We start from the raw sequence: 14,237 nt of genomic DNA, 5'->3' as shown, positions 1-14,237 counted from the left end.
TGCGAGCCACTGGTAACTGCTCCAGGGAACCGCGTAAGGCCCCTCCGCGTGAGAACGAAGAAGCCAATACGCATAACAAACCAGAAGCGTACCCGGGCGCCCCCGGGCGGGTCAAAACGCGCCCGGGCCGCCCCCGCCGTACGCCGCCCGGGGTCAGCGCGCCCGCTCGACCCGCCGCTCGTCCCACACCGGCTCGCTCGTCTCGCGGACGACGCCGTCCGAGCCGAAGACCAGGTAGCGGTCGAAGCTCTTCGCGAACCAGCGGTCGTGGGTGACCGCGAGGACCGTGCCCTCGTACGACTCCAGGCCGTCCTGCAGGGCCTCGGCGGACTCCAGGTCCAGGTTGTCCGTCGGCTCGTCCAGCAGCAGCGCCGTGGTGCCGGCCAGCTCCAGCAGCAGGATCTGGAAGCGCGCCTGCTGGCCGCCGGACAGCTTGTCGAAGGACTGGTCGCCCTGCCGCTCCAGCTCGTACCGGCGCAGCATGGACATGGCCGCGCCGCGGTCCTTGGCGTGCTCGGTCCACAGGATGTCCACCAGCGGGCGGCCGGCCAGCTCGGGGTGGGCGTGGGTCTGCGCGAAGTGCCCGGGGACGACCCGCGCGCCCAGCTTCCACGCACCGGTGTGGGCGACCGACTCGTCGCCGGCCAGCAGCCGCAGGAAGTGCGACTTGCCGGAGCCGTTCGAGCCGAGGACGGCGACCCGCTCCCCGTAGAAGATCTCCAGCGAGAACGGCTTCATCAGCCCGGTCAGCTCAAGGTTCTCGCAGGTCACGGCGCGGACACCGGTCCGGCCGCCGCGCAGCCGCATCCGGATGTCCTGCTCGCGCGGCGGCTCCGGCGGCGGCCCGGCCTCCTCGAACTTCCGCAGCCGCGTCTGCGCCGCCGCGTACCGGGACGCCATCTCGTGGCTGACCGCCGCCGCCTGCCGCAGGTTGACGACCAGCTTCTTCAGCTGCGCGTGCTTCTCCTCCCAGCGCCGCTTCAGCTCCTCGAAGCGGGCGAACCGCTCCCGCCGCGCCTCGTGGAAGGTGTCGAAGCCGCCGCCGTGCACCCACACGTCCGAGCCGGCCGCGCCGGGCTCCACCGCGATGATCTTCTGCGCGGCCCGGGCCAGCAGCTCCCGGTCGTGGGAGATGAAGAGCACGGTCTTGCGGGTCTCCCGCAGCCGCTCCTCCAGCCACCGCTTGCCGGGCACGTCCAGATAGTTGTCCGGCTCGTCCAGGAGCAGCACCTCGTCGGTGCCGCGCAGCAGCGACTCCAGGACGAGCCGCTTCTGCTCGCCGCCGGACAGCGTCCGCACCTGACGGAACTGCGCCTTCTCGTACGGCACGCCCAGCGCCGCCATGGTGCAGATGTCCCACAGCGTCTCGGCCTCGTACCCCTGCACCTCCGCCCAGTCGGCGAGGGCCTGCGCGTACCGCATCTGCGCGGCCTCGTCGTCGACGGTCATGATCAGGTGCTCGGCCTCGTCGACCGCCTTCGCCGCCTCCCGGATCCTCGGGTGCGCCACGGAGACGAGGAGGTCGCGGACGGTCGACTCGTCCCGTACGGAGCCGATGAACTGCGGCATCACACCGAGTCCGCCGCTCACGGTGACGGTCCCGCCGTGCGGCTGGAGGTCCCCGGCGATCATCCGCAGCAGGGTGGTCTTGCCGGCGCCGTTGGCGCCGACCAGCGCGACGACCGCGCCCTCCCCGACCCGGAAGGAGGCGTCCCCGAGGAGGACCCTCCCGTCGGGAAGGTAGTACTCCAGATGCGCGGCCTCGACATGTCCCATGAGGTGCATTGTCACCGCCCACGTCCGCTTCCCCCAAGCGGTTTAGGATGCGCGGCATGAGCTTTGGGGGACCGCAGTGGCCGCAGGAGCCGCAGCAGCAGGGGCAGGGGCAGCCGGGGTACGGACAGCAGCCCGGGTACGGCTACCCGCCGCAGCCGGGGCCGTACGGACAGCAGCAGCCGCCGCAGCAGCCGCGGCACGGGTACGGCTACCCGCCGCCGCAGGACCCCTTCGGCGGCGCGCCCGGCGACGGCACCCCTGACTGGAGCGCCCTCGCCGCGGCATCCGAGGCCGGCAGCCGCCGCAAGCGCCGCCTGCTCGTCGCGGGCGGCGTCCTCGCCACCGTCGCGGTGGGCGCGCTCGTCGCCACCGCCGTCGTGGCGACGAACAAGAAGAACGACGAGGCCAAGACCGGCGGCCCGACCCCGACCAGCCCGGTCCTCACGGCGACCACCCCCACCCCCGCGCCGACCTTCTCCTCCGTGGCCCCGCCGCCCCCGCCGGACCCGAAGGACTACATCACCGACCCGAAGAAGGACAAGGCGCCGCTGACCGCCGAAGGGCTCTTCCCCGGCAAGAAGCTCACCATGTTCGGCCGCCCCTACAAGAAGGGCGCGACCGCCGCGACGAAGAACTGCGCCGCCGTCACCCAGGGCGGCCTCGGCCCGGTCCTCCAGAAGAACGGCTGCGAGCGCGTGCTGCGCGCCACCTACGTCAAGGACGGGGTGGCGATCACCGTCGGCGTCGCCGTCTTCCCCTCCGGGAAGGCGGCCCTGGCCGCGAAGAAGCAGGCGACCGGCGGCATCGCGGTCCTCGCCGGCCAGGGCGTGAACACCTTCTGCCACGCCACCGTCTGCCTCCGCCGCGCCAACTCCGTCGGCCGCTACGCCTACTTCACCCAGGCCGGCTTCACCGACGGCACCAAGGTCACCACGAAGGACAAGCCCGTCTTCCAGGCCAGCGACGACCTCGGCACCTTCGTCTTCAACCAGATCTACGCCCGCGGCAAGAGCCAGGCGAACGCCGCGGCGGCGGCCTCGGCCCCGCCGCGCTGACCGGGTCGCCGCCGGCTCAGCAGCAGCCCGCGACGCCCGGGAGGGTGCGCTTGTTGCGGGCCTCGCGGCTGCGGGCGGCGAGCTGGTCGTCGGCCGGGTAGCCGACCTCTTCGAGGGTGAGGCCGTGCGGGCGGACGACGTGCACGGCGGAGTCGCGGACGCCCGCGGCCAGCACCTTGCCCGGCCAGTCGACCGGCCGGTGCCCGTCGCCGACGAAGAGCAGCGCGCCGACCAGCGAGCGGACCATGTTGTGGCAGAAGGCGTCGGCCTTGACCGTGGCCTCCAGGATGCCGTCCGGCCGCCGCTCCCAGCGCAGCGCCTGGAGCGTGCGGATGGTGGTGGCGCCCTCGCGCTTCTTGCAGTACGCGGCGAAGTCGTGCTCGCCGATCAGCGCGGCGGCGGCCTCGTTCATGGCGTCCATGTCGAGCGTCCAGTCGTGCCACAGCACGTGCCCGCGCAGCAGCGGGTCGACGCCGCCCGGGTGGTCGGTGACCCGGTACGCGTACCGGCGCCAGATCGCCGAGAAGCGGGCGTTGAAGCCCTCGGGGGCCTCCGCGACGCGCCACACCCGCACGTCGTGCGGGAGCCGTCCCGCGAGCCGCCGCAGCAGCTTCTCGCGGTGCTCCTCCCACAGCTCCGCCGGCAGGTCCACGTGCGCGACCTGCCCGCGCGCGTGCACCCCGGCGTCGGTCCGGCCGGCGACGGTCAGCTCGTACGTCTCCGGGGACCGCGTCACGGTCCTCAGCGCGTCCTCGATCTCGCCCTGCACGGTCCGCTGCCCACGGGCCTGCTTGGCCCAGCCGGAGAAGTCCCGGCCGTCGTACGAAAGGTCCAGCCGTACCCGTACGAACCCGGGCTGCACGTCATCACTCACCGGGGAATCCTCTCAGACGCACGGGAACGGGCCCGCACCCCAGGGGGTACGGGCCCGTTCCGTGAGAAACGTCGGCGGAACGCTTACGCGTCCTTCGCCTCGTCCTCGGTCGCCTCGACGGCGGCGGCCTCGTCGGCCTCCTTGACGGCGCGCTTGGTGGCGGCCTCGGCCTCGGCGACGGTCGCCTTCTTGGCGATCTCGCCCTCGACCAGCTCGATCACGGCCATCGGGGCGTTGTCGCCACGACGGTTGCCGATCTTCGTGATGCGGGTGTAACCACCCGGACGCTCCGCGTAGCGCGGGGCGATCTCGGTGAAGAGGGTGTGGACGATGCCCTTGTCGGTGATCGTCTGCAGCACCAGGCGACGGTTGTGGATGTCGCCCTTCTTCGCCTTGGTGATCAGGCGCTCGGCGACCGGACGCAGGCGGCGGGCCTTGGCCTCGGTCGTCGTGATGCGGCCGTGCTCGAAGAGCGACTTCGCCAGGTTGGCGAGGAGCAGCTTCTCGTGCGCGGCGGAACCGCCGAGGCGGGCACCCTTGGTGGGACGCGGCATTGGTGTTTCTCCTAGTGTCTGCCCCGGCCGTGTCAGGTACCGGAGTCAGTGTCCGAGCAGGCGGATACCTGTCGGAGACCGGGGCGTACGCCCCGGAAAGGGGCGCGGGGAACTGCGCGAACAGCCACAGTCCACCCGCACCCGAGTACGGACCCGAAGGCCCGAGCCCTTAGTACTGCTCGGTCTCGACGAACCCGGCGTCCGCGTCGTCGTCGGCGCCGAAGGCGTCGGCCGCGGCGGTCGGGTCGAATCCGGGCGGGCTGTCCTTGAGCGCGAGGCCCATGCCGGCCAGCTTCGCCTTGACCTCGTCGATCGACTTCGCACCGAAGTTGCGGATGTCGAGCAGGTCGGCCTCGGAGCGCGCCACGAGCTCACCCACGGAGTGGATGCCCTCACGCTTGAGGCAGTTGTAGGAGCGGACGGTGAGCTCCAGCTCCTCGATCGGCAGCGCGAGGTCGGCGGCCAGGGCGGCGTCCGTCGGGGACGGGCCCATGTCGATGCCCTCGGCGTCGATGTTCAGCTCGCGGGCGAGACCGAACAGCTCGACCAGGGTCTTGCCGGCGGACGCCATGGCGTCGCGCGGGCGCATGGCCTGCTTGGTCTCGACGTCGACGATGAGCTTGTCGAAGTCGGTGCGCTGCTCGACTCGGGTCGCCTCGACCTTGTAGGTGACCTTGAGGACGGGCGAGTAGATGGAGTCGACCGGGATGCGGCCGATCTCCTGGCCCACCTGCTTGTTCTGGACGGCGGAGACGTAGCCGCGACCGCGCTCGACGGTCAGCTCCATCTCCAGCTTGCCCTTGGCGTTCAGGGTCGCCAGGACGAGGTCGGGGTTGTGCACCTCGACACCGGCCGGGGGCGCGATGTCGGCGGCGGTGACCAGACCCGGGCCCTGCTTGCGCAGGTACATCACGACCGGCTCGTCGTGCTCCGAGGAGACGACCAGCTGCTTGATGTTGAGGATGAGGTCGGTGACGTCCTCCTTGACGCCCGGCACGGTGGTGAACTCGTGCAGGACGCCGTCGATGCGGATGCTGGTGACGGCGGCACCCGGGATCGAGGACAGGAGGGTACGGCGGAGGCTGTTGCCGAGGGTGTAGCCGAAGCCCGGCTCCAGCGGCTCGATCACGAACCGCGAGCGGAACTCGTCGACGACCTCTTCGGTCAGCGACGGACGCTGAGCGATAAGCATGTGTGTTCCTTCAGTCGTGGACGCCCACTATTTGACGCCCGACGGGGGTCTTGCGGTACTGCGGGTACTGCGTACTGCAAGGGTACGGGCGGTACGCCCCCCGAGGGGGACGCACCGCCCGAATGCCCAGGTCAAGCAGGCGACGCGTCAGACGCGGCGGCGCTTGGGGGGACGGCAGCCGTTGTGCGGCGTGGGGGTGACGTCCTGGATCGAGCCGACCTCGAGGCCGGTGGCCTGGAGGGAGCGGATCGCGGTCTCACGGCCGGAGCCGGGACCCTTGACGAAGACGTCGACCTTGCGCATGCCGTGCTCCTGCGCGCGGCGGGCGGCCGACTCGGCGGCCATCTGCGCGGCGAAGGGGGTGGACTTGCGCGAGCCCTTGAAGCCGACGTGGCCGGCGGAGGCCCAGGAGATCACGTTGCCGGACGGGTCCGTGATCGAGACGATCGTGTTGTTGAACGTGCTCTTGATGTGCGCGTGGCCGTGAGCGACGTTCTTCTTTTCCTTGCGGCGCACCTTCTTGGCAGCGCCCTGACGACCCTTGGGGGGCATCTCTTACTCCTACGGGAGGTGGTCGGTCCTACAGCGAAGACCGCTTGGTCAAGCGTCCGCTGAGGACTACTTCTTGCCCGGCTTCTTCTTGCCGGCGATGGCGCGACGCGGGCCCTTGCGGGTACGAGCGTTCGTGCTGGTGCGCTGACCGCGGACGGGCAGGCCACGACGGTGGCGCAGACCCTGGTAGCAGCCGATCTCGACCTTGCGGCGGATGTCGGCGGCGATCTCGCGGCGGAGGTCACCCTCGGTCTGGAGGTTGGCGTCCACGTACTCGCGGATCTTGACGAGGTCTTCCTCGGCAAGGTCGCGGACACGGGTGGACGGGTTCACGCCGGTCGCGGCGAGAATCTCCTCGGACCGGGTGCGCCCGATGCCGAAGACGTAGGTGAGTGCGACCACCACACGCTTTTCGCGCGGGATGTCAACACCGGAAACGCGTGCCATTCAATGGCTCCTGTGTTCTCGGGGGTCTGCCGCAGAACCGGTCCCGACCGCCGTATGAGGTACGGATCGGGTCCCCGGCCCCCGCCGGAGGTGTCGCCGACCCTTGATGGGCTGGGCGGGCTCTGCGTATGTACGTGTTGCTATGCGTCGCGCGAAGAACTGCGAGATGCAGGTTCGGTCGGCGTGCGTCAGCCCTGGCGCTGCTTGTGGCGCAGGTTGTCGCAGATGACCATGACCCGGCCGTGACGGCGGATCACCTTGCACTTGTCGCAGATCTTCTTGACGCTCGGCTTGACCTTCATGGGATGTGAGGTTCTCCGGGTCAGTGCCACCACCCGCGCGCGGAGGCGGGGGTGCGGGCAAGATCTACTTGTACCGGTAGACGATCCGGCCACGCGTCAGGTCGTACGGAGACAGCTCCACGACGACCCGGTCGTCCGGGAGGATACGGATGTAGTGCATCCGCATCTTGCCGGAGATGTGCGCGAGGACCTTGTGACCGTTCTGGAGCTCCACCTTGAACATGGCGTTCGGCAGGGACTCGATCACGGTGCCCTCGATCTCGATGGCACCTTGCTTCTTGGCCACGCTTCGCCCTTCGAATCGGCTACCTTGATCGACTCTCGTTCTCCGGTGCGGACACACGGGTACACGAGAGCCGACGCATCAGTCTACGCCAGGCCCCAGGAAAAAACGAATCCGGGGAGTGTGCCCAGCGCGGAAGATCCTTACTCCGGACTACGCCAGCGGGTCCGGGGCCGCGGTGACGCCCAGTTCCGCCAGCTTCGCCCTGCCGCCGTCGACGGCGGTCAGGACCAGCGGGCCCTCCTCCGTCAGGGCGACGCTGTGCTCCCAGTGCGAGGACCAGGTGCCGTCCGTGGAGACGACGGTCCAGTCGTCCTCCAGGACCTCCGTGCGCGGGGTGCCGAGGGACACCATCGGCTCGATCGCCAGGCAGAAGCCGGGGACCAGCTTGGGGCCCTTGCCGCGCTTGCGGGAGACGTAGTTCAACAGGTGCGGGTCCATGTGCATCTCGGTGCCGATGCCGTGGCCGCCGTAGTCCTCGACGATGCCGTACCGGCCGAGGCTGTGCTCGCCGACGGCCGGCCGCGGCTGGCGCTTGATGTACGTCTCGACCGCCTTCGAGATGTCGACCAGCCGGGCGCCCACCCGCATCGCGGCGATGCCGGCCCACATCGACTCCTCGGTCACCCGGGACAGCTCGATCAGCTCCGGCGCGTGGCCGGTGCCGACGAACGCCGTGTACGCGGCGTCGCCGTGCCAGCCGTCCACGATCGCGCCGGCGTCGATGGAGATGATGTCGCCGTCCTTGAGGACCGTCTTCTCGTCCGGGATGCCGTGGACGACGACCTCGTTGACCGAGGTGCAGATGGTCGCGGGGAAGCCGCCGTACCCGAGGAAGTTCGACTTCGCCCCGTGGTCGGCGATCACCTTCCGCGCGACCTCGTCCAGGTCCTTGGTCGTGGCGCCCGGCACGGCCGCCTCGCGGGTCGCCGCGTGGATGGCGGCGACGACCAGCCCCGCCTCGCGCATCTTCGCGATCTGCTCGGGGGTCTTGATCTGCACCATCGTGACGGGGGCCTTTCCAGGGGAGTACGGGACAGAACAACGATACGGCCGCGGCGCCCGTCAGGGGCACCGCGGCCGTACCGCGTGAGCGTGGGGTTACTTCTTCAGCGCGTCCATCGCACGCGCCGTGACCTCGTCCACCTTGCCGAGCGCGGAGATCGTCACGACCAGGTTCTGCGCCCGGTAGTAGTCGATGATCGGCTCGGTCTGCGTGTGGTAGACCTCCAGGCGGGTGCGGACCGTCTCCTCGGAGTCGTCCGCGCGCTGGTAGAGCTCGCCTCCGCAGACGTCGCAGACACCCTCGGTCTTCGGGGCGTTGTACGTCACGTGGAAGACGTGCGAGGAGTCGTTGCGGCAGATGCGGCGACCCGCGATCCGCTTCACGACCTCGTCCTCGGGGACCTCCAGGTCCAGGACCGCGTCCAGCTGCATGTCGTCGGCCTTCAGCACGACATCCAGGGCCTCGGCCTGGGCCACGTTGCGCGGGAACCCGTCGAGCAGGAAGCCGTTCGCGGCGTCCGCCTGCTTCATGCGGTCCTTGGCCATCCCGATGGTCACCTCGTCCGGGACGAGCTCGCCCCGGTCCATGTAACCCTTCGCCTCCAGGCCCAGCGCCGTGCCCTGCGAGATGTTGGCACGGAACAGGTCACCCGTGGAGATGTGCGGGATGGCCAGGTTCTTGGCAAGAAACGCGGCCTGCGTTCCCTTGCCGGCCCCGGGCGGTCCGACGAGGACGATTCGCATCAGCGGAGGAACCCTTCGTAATTGCGCTGCTGGAGCTGGCTCTCGATCTGCTTCACGGTCTCCAGCCCGACACCCACGATGATGAGGATGCTCGTCCCGCCGAACGGGAAGTTGGCATTGGCACCGCCGAAGCCTGCCAACGCCATCGTCGGCACAAGAGCGATCAGACCCAAGTACAGCGAGCCCGGCCAAGTGATCCGGTTGAGCACGTAGCTCAGGTACTCGGCAGTAGGTCGACCAGCCCGGATACCCGGGATGAAGCCACCATACTTCTTCATGTTGTCGGCGACTTCCTCGGGGTTGAACGAGATCGCCACGTAGAAGAAGGCGAAGAACACGATCAGGAGGAAGTACGTCGCGATGTAGTAGGGGTGGTCACCCTTGACGAAGTGGGCTTCGATCCAGGTCTTCCAGCCGGCGGTGCTGCTGGAGAACTGCGCGATCAGCGCGGGGATGTAGAGCAGCGACGAGGCGAAGATGACAGGAATCACACCTGCCTGGTTCACCTTCAACGGGATGTAAGTGGACGTACCGCCGTACGACCTGCGGCCGATCATGCGCTTCGCGTACTGCACCGGGATGCGGCGCTGGGCCTGCTCGACGAAGACGACGAGGGCCACCATCACGAAGCCGATGAGGATGACGGTGCCGAACTCGATCCAGCCCTGGGCGAGCTTGCCGCTCTCCTTGATGGCCCACAGCGCGCCCGGGAAGCCGGCGGCGATCGAGATGAACATCAGGATCGACATGCCGTTGCCGATGCCGCGGTCGGTGATGAGCTCACCGAGCCACATGACGAGGGCGGTGCCCGCGGTCATGGTGATGACCATGGTGGCGATGGTGAAGATCGACGGGTCCGGGACGACCTGGTCCGCGACGCTGCAGCCGCTGAAGAGCGCGCCGCTCTTCGCGGTGGCCACGAGACCGGTGCCCTGGAGGATCGCCAGCGCGATCGTCAGGTAGCGGGTGTACTGCGTGATCTTCGCGGTGCCGCTCTGGCCCTCCTTCTTGAGGGCTTCCAGACGCGGGATCACGACGGTCAGCAGCTGCAGGATGATGCTCGCCGTGATGTACGGCATGATGCCGAGCGCGAAGATGGTGATCTGCAGCAGTGCGCCGCCACTGAACATGTTCACCAGGCCGAACAGGCTGTTGTTGCCCTCGCTCGCCTGGTCCACGCACATCTGGACGGCCTCGTAGCTGACGCCGGGGACGGGGACGTGGGCCCCGAGGCGGTACAGCACGATGATCGCCAGCGTGAAGAGCAGCTTCTTGCGCAGGTCGGGCGTCTTGAACGCCCGGGCGAAGCCGGTGAGCACGGTGCCTCCTGCGACCCCCGCGCTAAGCGTCAGAGGTGACGGTCTTGAGATTCGATAAGGACTGAGAGAGATCGGTCCCGGCCCTCGCGGTCTATACCGCATGAGCATGGACGGTGCACGCCACCTTACCGGCGACCATGCCCCCCTAGGAACGACCAACCGGGGATGCCCCTTTTGGGAGGCATCCCCGGTCGGATGTTCATGCCATCGAGTCGTCTCAGACGAGCTCGGTGACGGTGCCGCCGGCGGCGGCGATCTTCTCCTTGGCGGAGCCGGAGACGGCGTCGACCGTCACCTGCAGCGCCACGGAGACCTCGCCGGTGCCGAGCACCTTGACGAGCTGGTTCTTACGAACCGCACCCTTGGCGACCAGGTCGGCCACCGTGACCTCGCCACCCTGCGGGTAGAGCGCGGCCAGCTTGTCCAGGTTCACGACCTGGTACTCGGTGCGGAACGGGTTCTTGAAGCCCTTGAGCTTCGGGAGGCGCATGTGGAGGGGCATCTGCCCACCCTCGAAGCGCTCCGGAACCTGGTAGCGGGCCTTGGTGCCCTTGGTACCACGACCGGCCGTCTTACCCTTCGACGCCTCACCACGACCCACACGGGTCTTGGCGGTCTTGGCGCCCGGGGCGGGACGGAGGTTGTGGATCTTGAGCGGGTTGTTCTCCGCCATGATCAGTCGACCTCCTCAACCGTCACGAGGTGGCGGACGGTGTGCACCATGCCGCGGAACTCGGGACGGTCCTCCTTGACGACCACGTCGTTCAGGCGCTTGAGCCCGAGCGAACGCAGCGTGTCGCGGTGGTTCTGCTTGCTGCCGATGTACGACTTCGTCTGCGTGATCTTGAGGCGAGCCATTACGCACCCGCCCCAGCACGCGCACGAAGCAGAGCCGCGGGGGCGACGTCCTCGAGCGGCAGACCGCGGCGGGCCGCGATCTCCTCGGGACGCTGCAGGCCCTTCAGGGCCTCCACGGTCGCGTGCACGATGTTGATCGCGTTGTCGGAGCCGAGCGACTTCGACAGGATGTCGTGGACGCCGGCGCACTCGAGAACCGCGCGCACCGGGCCACCGGCGATCACACCGGTACCGGGGGAAGCAGGCTTGAGCAGGACGACGCCCGCGGCCTTCTCACCCTGGATGGGGTGCGGGATGGTGCCCTGGATACGGGGGACCTTGAAGAAGTGCTTCTTGGCCTCCTCCACACCCTTGGCGATGGCGGCCGGCACCTCCTTGGCCTTGCCGTAACCGACACCCACGGTGCCGTCACCGTCGCCCACCACGACCAGCGCGGTGAAGCTGAAACGACGACCACCCTTGACAACCTTGGCGACGCGGTTGATCGCGACTACGCGCTCAACGTACGCGGTCTTCTCGGCGGCGGCAGCGCCACCGTCGCGGCCCTTCCGGTCCCGCCGCTCGCCGCCACCGGCACCGCTGCCGCGGCGCTGGGGTCCAGCCATTGGAATACCTCTCTCTGTTACGTCCGTTAGTCCCGGAACCGGGGCTTAGAACTTCAGCCCGGCTTCGCGGGCGGCGTCAGCCAGAGCGGCAATGCGCCCGGCGTACCTGTTGCCACCACGGTCGAACACGACGGCCTCGACACCGGCGGCCTTGGCGCGCTCGGCGACCAGGGCGCCGACCTTCTGGGCCACCGAGGACTTGTCGCCCTCGCCACCGCGGACGGAAGCGTCCAGGTGGGAGGCCGACGCCACGGTGTGACCCTTGAGGTCGTCGATGACCTGCGCGGTGATACCGCGGTTCGTGCGCGTCACGACGAGACGCGGACGCTCCGCCGTACCCGACACGTTCTTACGGATGCGCAGGTGACGGCGCGCCTTCGCGGCGCGCTTGTAAGCGTCGCCCTTGGCGATCTTGACACCGTATGCCATGGCTTACTTACCAGCCTTTCCGACCTTGCGGCGGATGACCTCGCCCGCGTACTTGACGCCCTTGGCCTTGTACGGGTCGGGCTTCCGCAGCTTGCGGATGTTCGCGGCGACCTCGCCGACCTTCTGCTTGTCGATGCCCTCGACCGAGAACTTGGTCGGCGACTCGACCTTGAAGGAGATGCCCTCGGGGGCCTCCACCAGGATCGGGTGGCTGTAGCCGAGCTGGAACTCCAGGCTGGAGCCCTTCGCGGCCACGCGGTAACCGACACCGCTGATCTCGAGCGCCTTCGTGTATCCCGTGGTCACACCGGTGATCATGTTGGCCACCAGCGTGCGGGACAGGCCGTGGAGGGCCTTGTTCTGACGCTCGTCGTTCGGACGGGTGACGTTCAGAACGCCGTCCTCGCCCTTAACGATCTCGATCGGCGCGGCGACGGTGTGGCTCAGGGTGCCCTTGGAACCCTTCACCGTGACCGTGCGGCCCTCGATGGTGACGTCCACGCCGGCGGGAACCGTGATGGGGAGCTTGCCGATTCGCGACATTGCTATTCCTCCGTTCCCGACTACCAGACGTAGGCGAGGACTTCCCCACCCACGCCCTTCTTCTGCGCCTGCTGGCCGGTCAGGAGACCGTGGGACGTGGAGATGATCGCCACGCCCAGGCCGCCGAGGACCTTCGGCAGGTTGGTGGACTTCGCGTAAACCCGGAGGCCCGGCTTCGAGATCCGCTTGATGCCCGCGATGGAGCGCTCACGGTTCGGACCGAACTTGAGGTCGATGACGAGGTTCTTGCCGACCTCGGCGTCCTCGACCTTCCAGCCCGTGATGAAGCCCTCCTGCTGGAGGATTTCCGCGATGTGAGACTTGATCTTGCTGTGCGGCATCGTCACGGAGTCGTGGTACGCCGAGTTCGCGTTACGCAGACGCGTGAGCATGTCTGCGATCGGATCAGTCATGGTCATGAATTGGCCTTCGGCCTCTCTCGCCGGGGTTTCCTGGTGCACCATCCCTCTCCCCGATCCGAGACGGGGCGGGTGCGGTGCGGTGGACCTACGGCGTAGTAAGTCGTACGGGCGGCGGACGCCCAACCCTTCAAGCCTACGGCATGCCGGGTCGGGCCTCCGCCGGCCCAATGCCTACCGAGAGACTCCTGTCGTTCCCAACGCCCAGAGGGCGAGGGGGAATTACCAGGAGCTCTTGGTCACGCCCGGCAGCTCGCCACGGTGAGCCATCTCACGGAGGCACACGCGGCACAGGCCGAACTTGCGGTACACGGAGTGGGGGCGACCGCAGCGCTGGCAGCGGGTGTACGCACGCACACCGAACTTGGGCTTACGGGCAGCCTTCGCGATGAGAGCCTTCTTCGCCATCTCGCTTACGCCTCCTTGAACGGGAAGCCGAGGTGACGCAGAAGGGCACGGCCCTCGTCGTCGTTGGTCGCCGTGGTGACCACGGTGATGTCCATACCCCGGACACGGTCGATCTTGTCCTGGTCGATCTCGTGGAACATGACCTGCTCCGTGAGACCGAAGGTGTAGTTGCCACGGCCGTCGAACTGCTTCGGGGACAGGCCGCGGAAGTCGCGGATGCGCGGCAGCGCGAGCGACAGGGTGCGGTCCAGGAACTCCCACATGCGGTCGCCACGGAGCGTGACGTGGGCACCGATCGGCTGACCCTCGCGCAGCTTGAACTGCGCGATGGACTTGCGGGCCTTGGTGACGGCCGGCTTCTGACCGGTGATCGTGGTGAGGTCGCGGATGGCGCCCTCGATCAGCTTCGAGTCACGGGCGGCGTCGCCGACACCCATGTTGACCACGATCTTCACGAGGCCGGGGATCTGCATGACGTTCTCGTACTGGAACTCGTCACGCAGCTTGCCCGCGATCTCCTCGCGGTACTTCGTCTTGAGACGCGGAGTGGTGGTAGCCATCAGATGTCCTCACCCGTCCGCTTGGCAACGCGGATCTTGTTGCCCTCGTCGTCGAAGCGGTAACCGACACGCGTGACGACCTTCTTGCCGTCCTTCTCCACGACCAGCTGGACGTTGGAGACGTGGACCGGCGCCTCGGTGGTCACGATGCCGCCGGCCTGGTTCGGGCCGGCCTTCGTGTGCTTCTTGACCCGGTTGACACCCTCGACGAGGACACGGTTCTCCGCCGGCATGGCCGCGATGACCTTGCCCTGCTTGCCCTTGTCCTTGCCGGTGATGACCTGAACCAGGTCGCCCTTCTTGATCTTCATG

At 68.4% G+C, this 14,237-nt stretch carries 21 protein-coding genes; 1 reads left to right on the top strand and 20 read right to left on the bottom strand.

Annotation, left to right across the window (positions count from 1 at the left end):
* Window positions 1-153 precede the first annotated feature (153 nt).
* Window positions 154-1,776 carry an ABC-F family ATP-binding cassette domain-containing protein gene (locus tag ACFVQZ_RS33020; protein WP_383628478.1) on the bottom strand — a complete coding sequence of 541 codons (1,623 nt, stop codon included), beginning with the start codon at window positions 1,774-1,776 and terminating at the stop codon, window positions 154-156.
* Window positions 1,777-1,832: 56 nt separating this feature from the next.
* Between ACFVQZ_RS33020 and ACFVQZ_RS33015 the strand changes: the two genes are divergently transcribed.
* Window positions 1,833-2,831, top strand: a complete 999-nt coding sequence (locus ACFVQZ_RS33015) for a hypothetical protein (RefSeq protein ID WP_383628476.1) — start codon at window positions 1,833-1,835, stop codon at window positions 2,829-2,831.
* Window positions 2,832-2,847: 16 nt separating this feature from the next.
* On the opposite strand, the gene truA is transcribed toward ACFVQZ_RS33015, so the two are convergent.
* The 19 genes from truA to rplX form a co-directional block, all read right to left on the bottom strand.
* Window positions 2,848-3,705 carry a tRNA pseudouridine(38-40) synthase TruA gene (gene truA, locus ACFVQZ_RS33010; protein ID WP_030494269.1) on the bottom strand — a complete coding sequence of 286 codons (858 nt, stop codon included), beginning with the start codon at window positions 3,703-3,705 and terminating at the stop codon, window positions 2,848-2,850.
* Window positions 3,706-3,788: 83 nt separating this feature from the next.
* Window positions 3,789-4,259, bottom strand: a complete 471-nt coding sequence (rplQ, locus tag ACFVQZ_RS33005) for a 50S ribosomal protein L17 (RefSeq protein WP_030494268.1) — start codon at window positions 4,257-4,259, stop codon at window positions 3,789-3,791.
* 169 nt (window positions 4,260-4,428) lie between these two features.
* Complete coding sequence (locus ACFVQZ_RS33000) at window positions 4,429-5,451, bottom strand: DNA-directed RNA polymerase subunit alpha (protein ID WP_004946635.1); 1,023 nt, start codon at window positions 5,449-5,451, stop codon at window positions 4,429-4,431.
* A gap of 147 nt (window positions 5,452-5,598) precedes the next feature.
* Complete coding sequence (gene rpsK / locus ACFVQZ_RS32995) at window positions 5,599-6,003, bottom strand: 30S ribosomal protein S11 (protein ID WP_003956432.1); 405 nt, start codon at window positions 6,001-6,003, stop codon at window positions 5,599-5,601.
* Window positions 6,004-6,069: 66 nt separating this feature from the next.
* A complete protein-coding gene (gene rpsM, locus ACFVQZ_RS32990) occupies window positions 6,070-6,450 on the bottom strand; it encodes a 30S ribosomal protein S13 (RefSeq protein ID WP_015035595.1) in 381 nt (126 codons plus the stop codon).
* 188 nt (window positions 6,451-6,638) lie between these two features.
* Window positions 6,639-6,752 carry a 50S ribosomal protein L36 gene (gene rpmJ, locus ACFVQZ_RS32985; RefSeq protein WP_003956441.1) on the bottom strand — a complete coding sequence of 38 codons (114 nt, stop codon included), beginning with the start codon at window positions 6,750-6,752 and terminating at the stop codon, window positions 6,639-6,641.
* Between the two features lie 64 nt (window positions 6,753-6,816).
* Window positions 6,817-7,038, bottom strand: coding sequence for a translation initiation factor IF-1 (gene infA, locus ACFVQZ_RS32980; RefSeq protein WP_003956442.1), 222 nt, complete (start codon window positions 7,036-7,038; stop codon window positions 6,817-6,819).
* A gap of 150 nt (window positions 7,039-7,188) precedes the next feature.
* On the bottom strand, window positions 7,189-8,040 hold the full coding sequence (map, locus tag ACFVQZ_RS32975) for a type I methionyl aminopeptidase (protein WP_383628474.1): 852 nt from the start codon (window positions 8,038-8,040) through the stop codon (window positions 7,189-7,191).
* A 96-nt stretch (window positions 8,041-8,136) separates the two neighbouring features.
* Window positions 8,137-8,784, bottom strand: coding sequence for an adenylate kinase (locus ACFVQZ_RS32970; RefSeq protein ID WP_383628472.1), 648 nt, complete (start codon window positions 8,782-8,784; stop codon window positions 8,137-8,139).
* A complete protein-coding gene (secY, locus tag ACFVQZ_RS32965; RefSeq protein ID WP_383628470.1) occupies window positions 8,784-10,103 on the bottom strand; it encodes a preprotein translocase subunit SecY in 1,320 nt (439 codons plus the stop codon). The genes ACFVQZ_RS32970 and secY overlap by 1 nt, the downstream gene beginning before the upstream one ends.
* A 217-nt stretch (window positions 10,104-10,320) precedes the next feature.
* Complete coding sequence (rplO, locus tag ACFVQZ_RS32960) at window positions 10,321-10,776, bottom strand: 50S ribosomal protein L15 (protein WP_030494264.1); 456 nt, start codon at window positions 10,774-10,776, stop codon at window positions 10,321-10,323.
* A 2-nt stretch (window positions 10,777-10,778) separates the two neighbouring features.
* Window positions 10,779-10,961 carry a 50S ribosomal protein L30 gene (rpmD, locus tag ACFVQZ_RS32955; protein WP_005313525.1) on the bottom strand — a complete coding sequence of 61 codons (183 nt, stop codon included), beginning with the start codon at window positions 10,959-10,961 and terminating at the stop codon, window positions 10,779-10,781.
* Complete coding sequence (gene rpsE, locus ACFVQZ_RS32950; protein WP_030201551.1) at window positions 10,961-11,566, bottom strand: 30S ribosomal protein S5; 606 nt, start codon at window positions 11,564-11,566, stop codon at window positions 10,961-10,963. The genes rpmD and rpsE overlap by 1 nt, the downstream gene beginning before the upstream one ends.
* A 45-nt stretch (window positions 11,567-11,611) precedes the next feature.
* Window positions 11,612-11,995 carry a 50S ribosomal protein L18 gene (rplR, locus tag ACFVQZ_RS32945; protein WP_030494263.1) on the bottom strand — a complete coding sequence of 128 codons (384 nt, stop codon included), beginning with the start codon at window positions 11,993-11,995 and terminating at the stop codon, window positions 11,612-11,614.
* A gap of 3 nt (window positions 11,996-11,998) precedes the next feature.
* Window positions 11,999-12,538, bottom strand: coding sequence for a 50S ribosomal protein L6 (gene rplF / locus ACFVQZ_RS32940; RefSeq protein WP_030494262.1), 540 nt, complete (start codon window positions 12,536-12,538; stop codon window positions 11,999-12,001).
* Window positions 12,539-12,558: 20 nt separating this feature from the next.
* Window positions 12,559-12,957 (bottom strand): 30S ribosomal protein S8, encoded by a 399-nt coding sequence (gene rpsH, locus ACFVQZ_RS32935; protein WP_030494261.1) that lies wholly within the window; start codon window positions 12,955-12,957, stop codon window positions 12,559-12,561.
* A gap of 222 nt (window positions 12,958-13,179) precedes the next feature.
* Window positions 13,180-13,365 (bottom strand): type Z 30S ribosomal protein S14, encoded by a 186-nt coding sequence (locus ACFVQZ_RS32930; RefSeq protein WP_003956452.1) that lies wholly within the window; start codon window positions 13,363-13,365, stop codon window positions 13,180-13,182.
* Window positions 13,366-13,370: 5 nt separating this feature from the next.
* A complete protein-coding gene (rplE, locus tag ACFVQZ_RS32925) occupies window positions 13,371-13,928 on the bottom strand; it encodes a 50S ribosomal protein L5 (protein WP_107645419.1) in 558 nt (185 codons plus the stop codon).
* The gene (gene rplX, locus ACFVQZ_RS32920; RefSeq protein ID WP_030494259.1) at window positions 13,925-14,236 is read right to left on the bottom strand and encodes a 50S ribosomal protein L24; all 312 of its coding nucleotides are present in this window, start codon (window positions 14,234-14,236) and stop codon (window positions 13,925-13,927) included. The genes rplE and rplX overlap by 4 nt, the downstream gene beginning before the upstream one ends.
* Window position 14,237: the final 1 nt, after the last annotated feature.

The sequence above is a fragment of the Streptomyces sp. NPDC057854 genome, assembly GCF_042797055.1.
Lineage (GTDB): Bacteria > Actinomycetota > Actinomycetes > Streptomycetales > Streptomycetaceae > Streptomyces.
The sequence above is the reverse complement of the archived record's forward strand: the minus strand, read 5'-3'. Positions and strand labels throughout refer to the sequence as shown.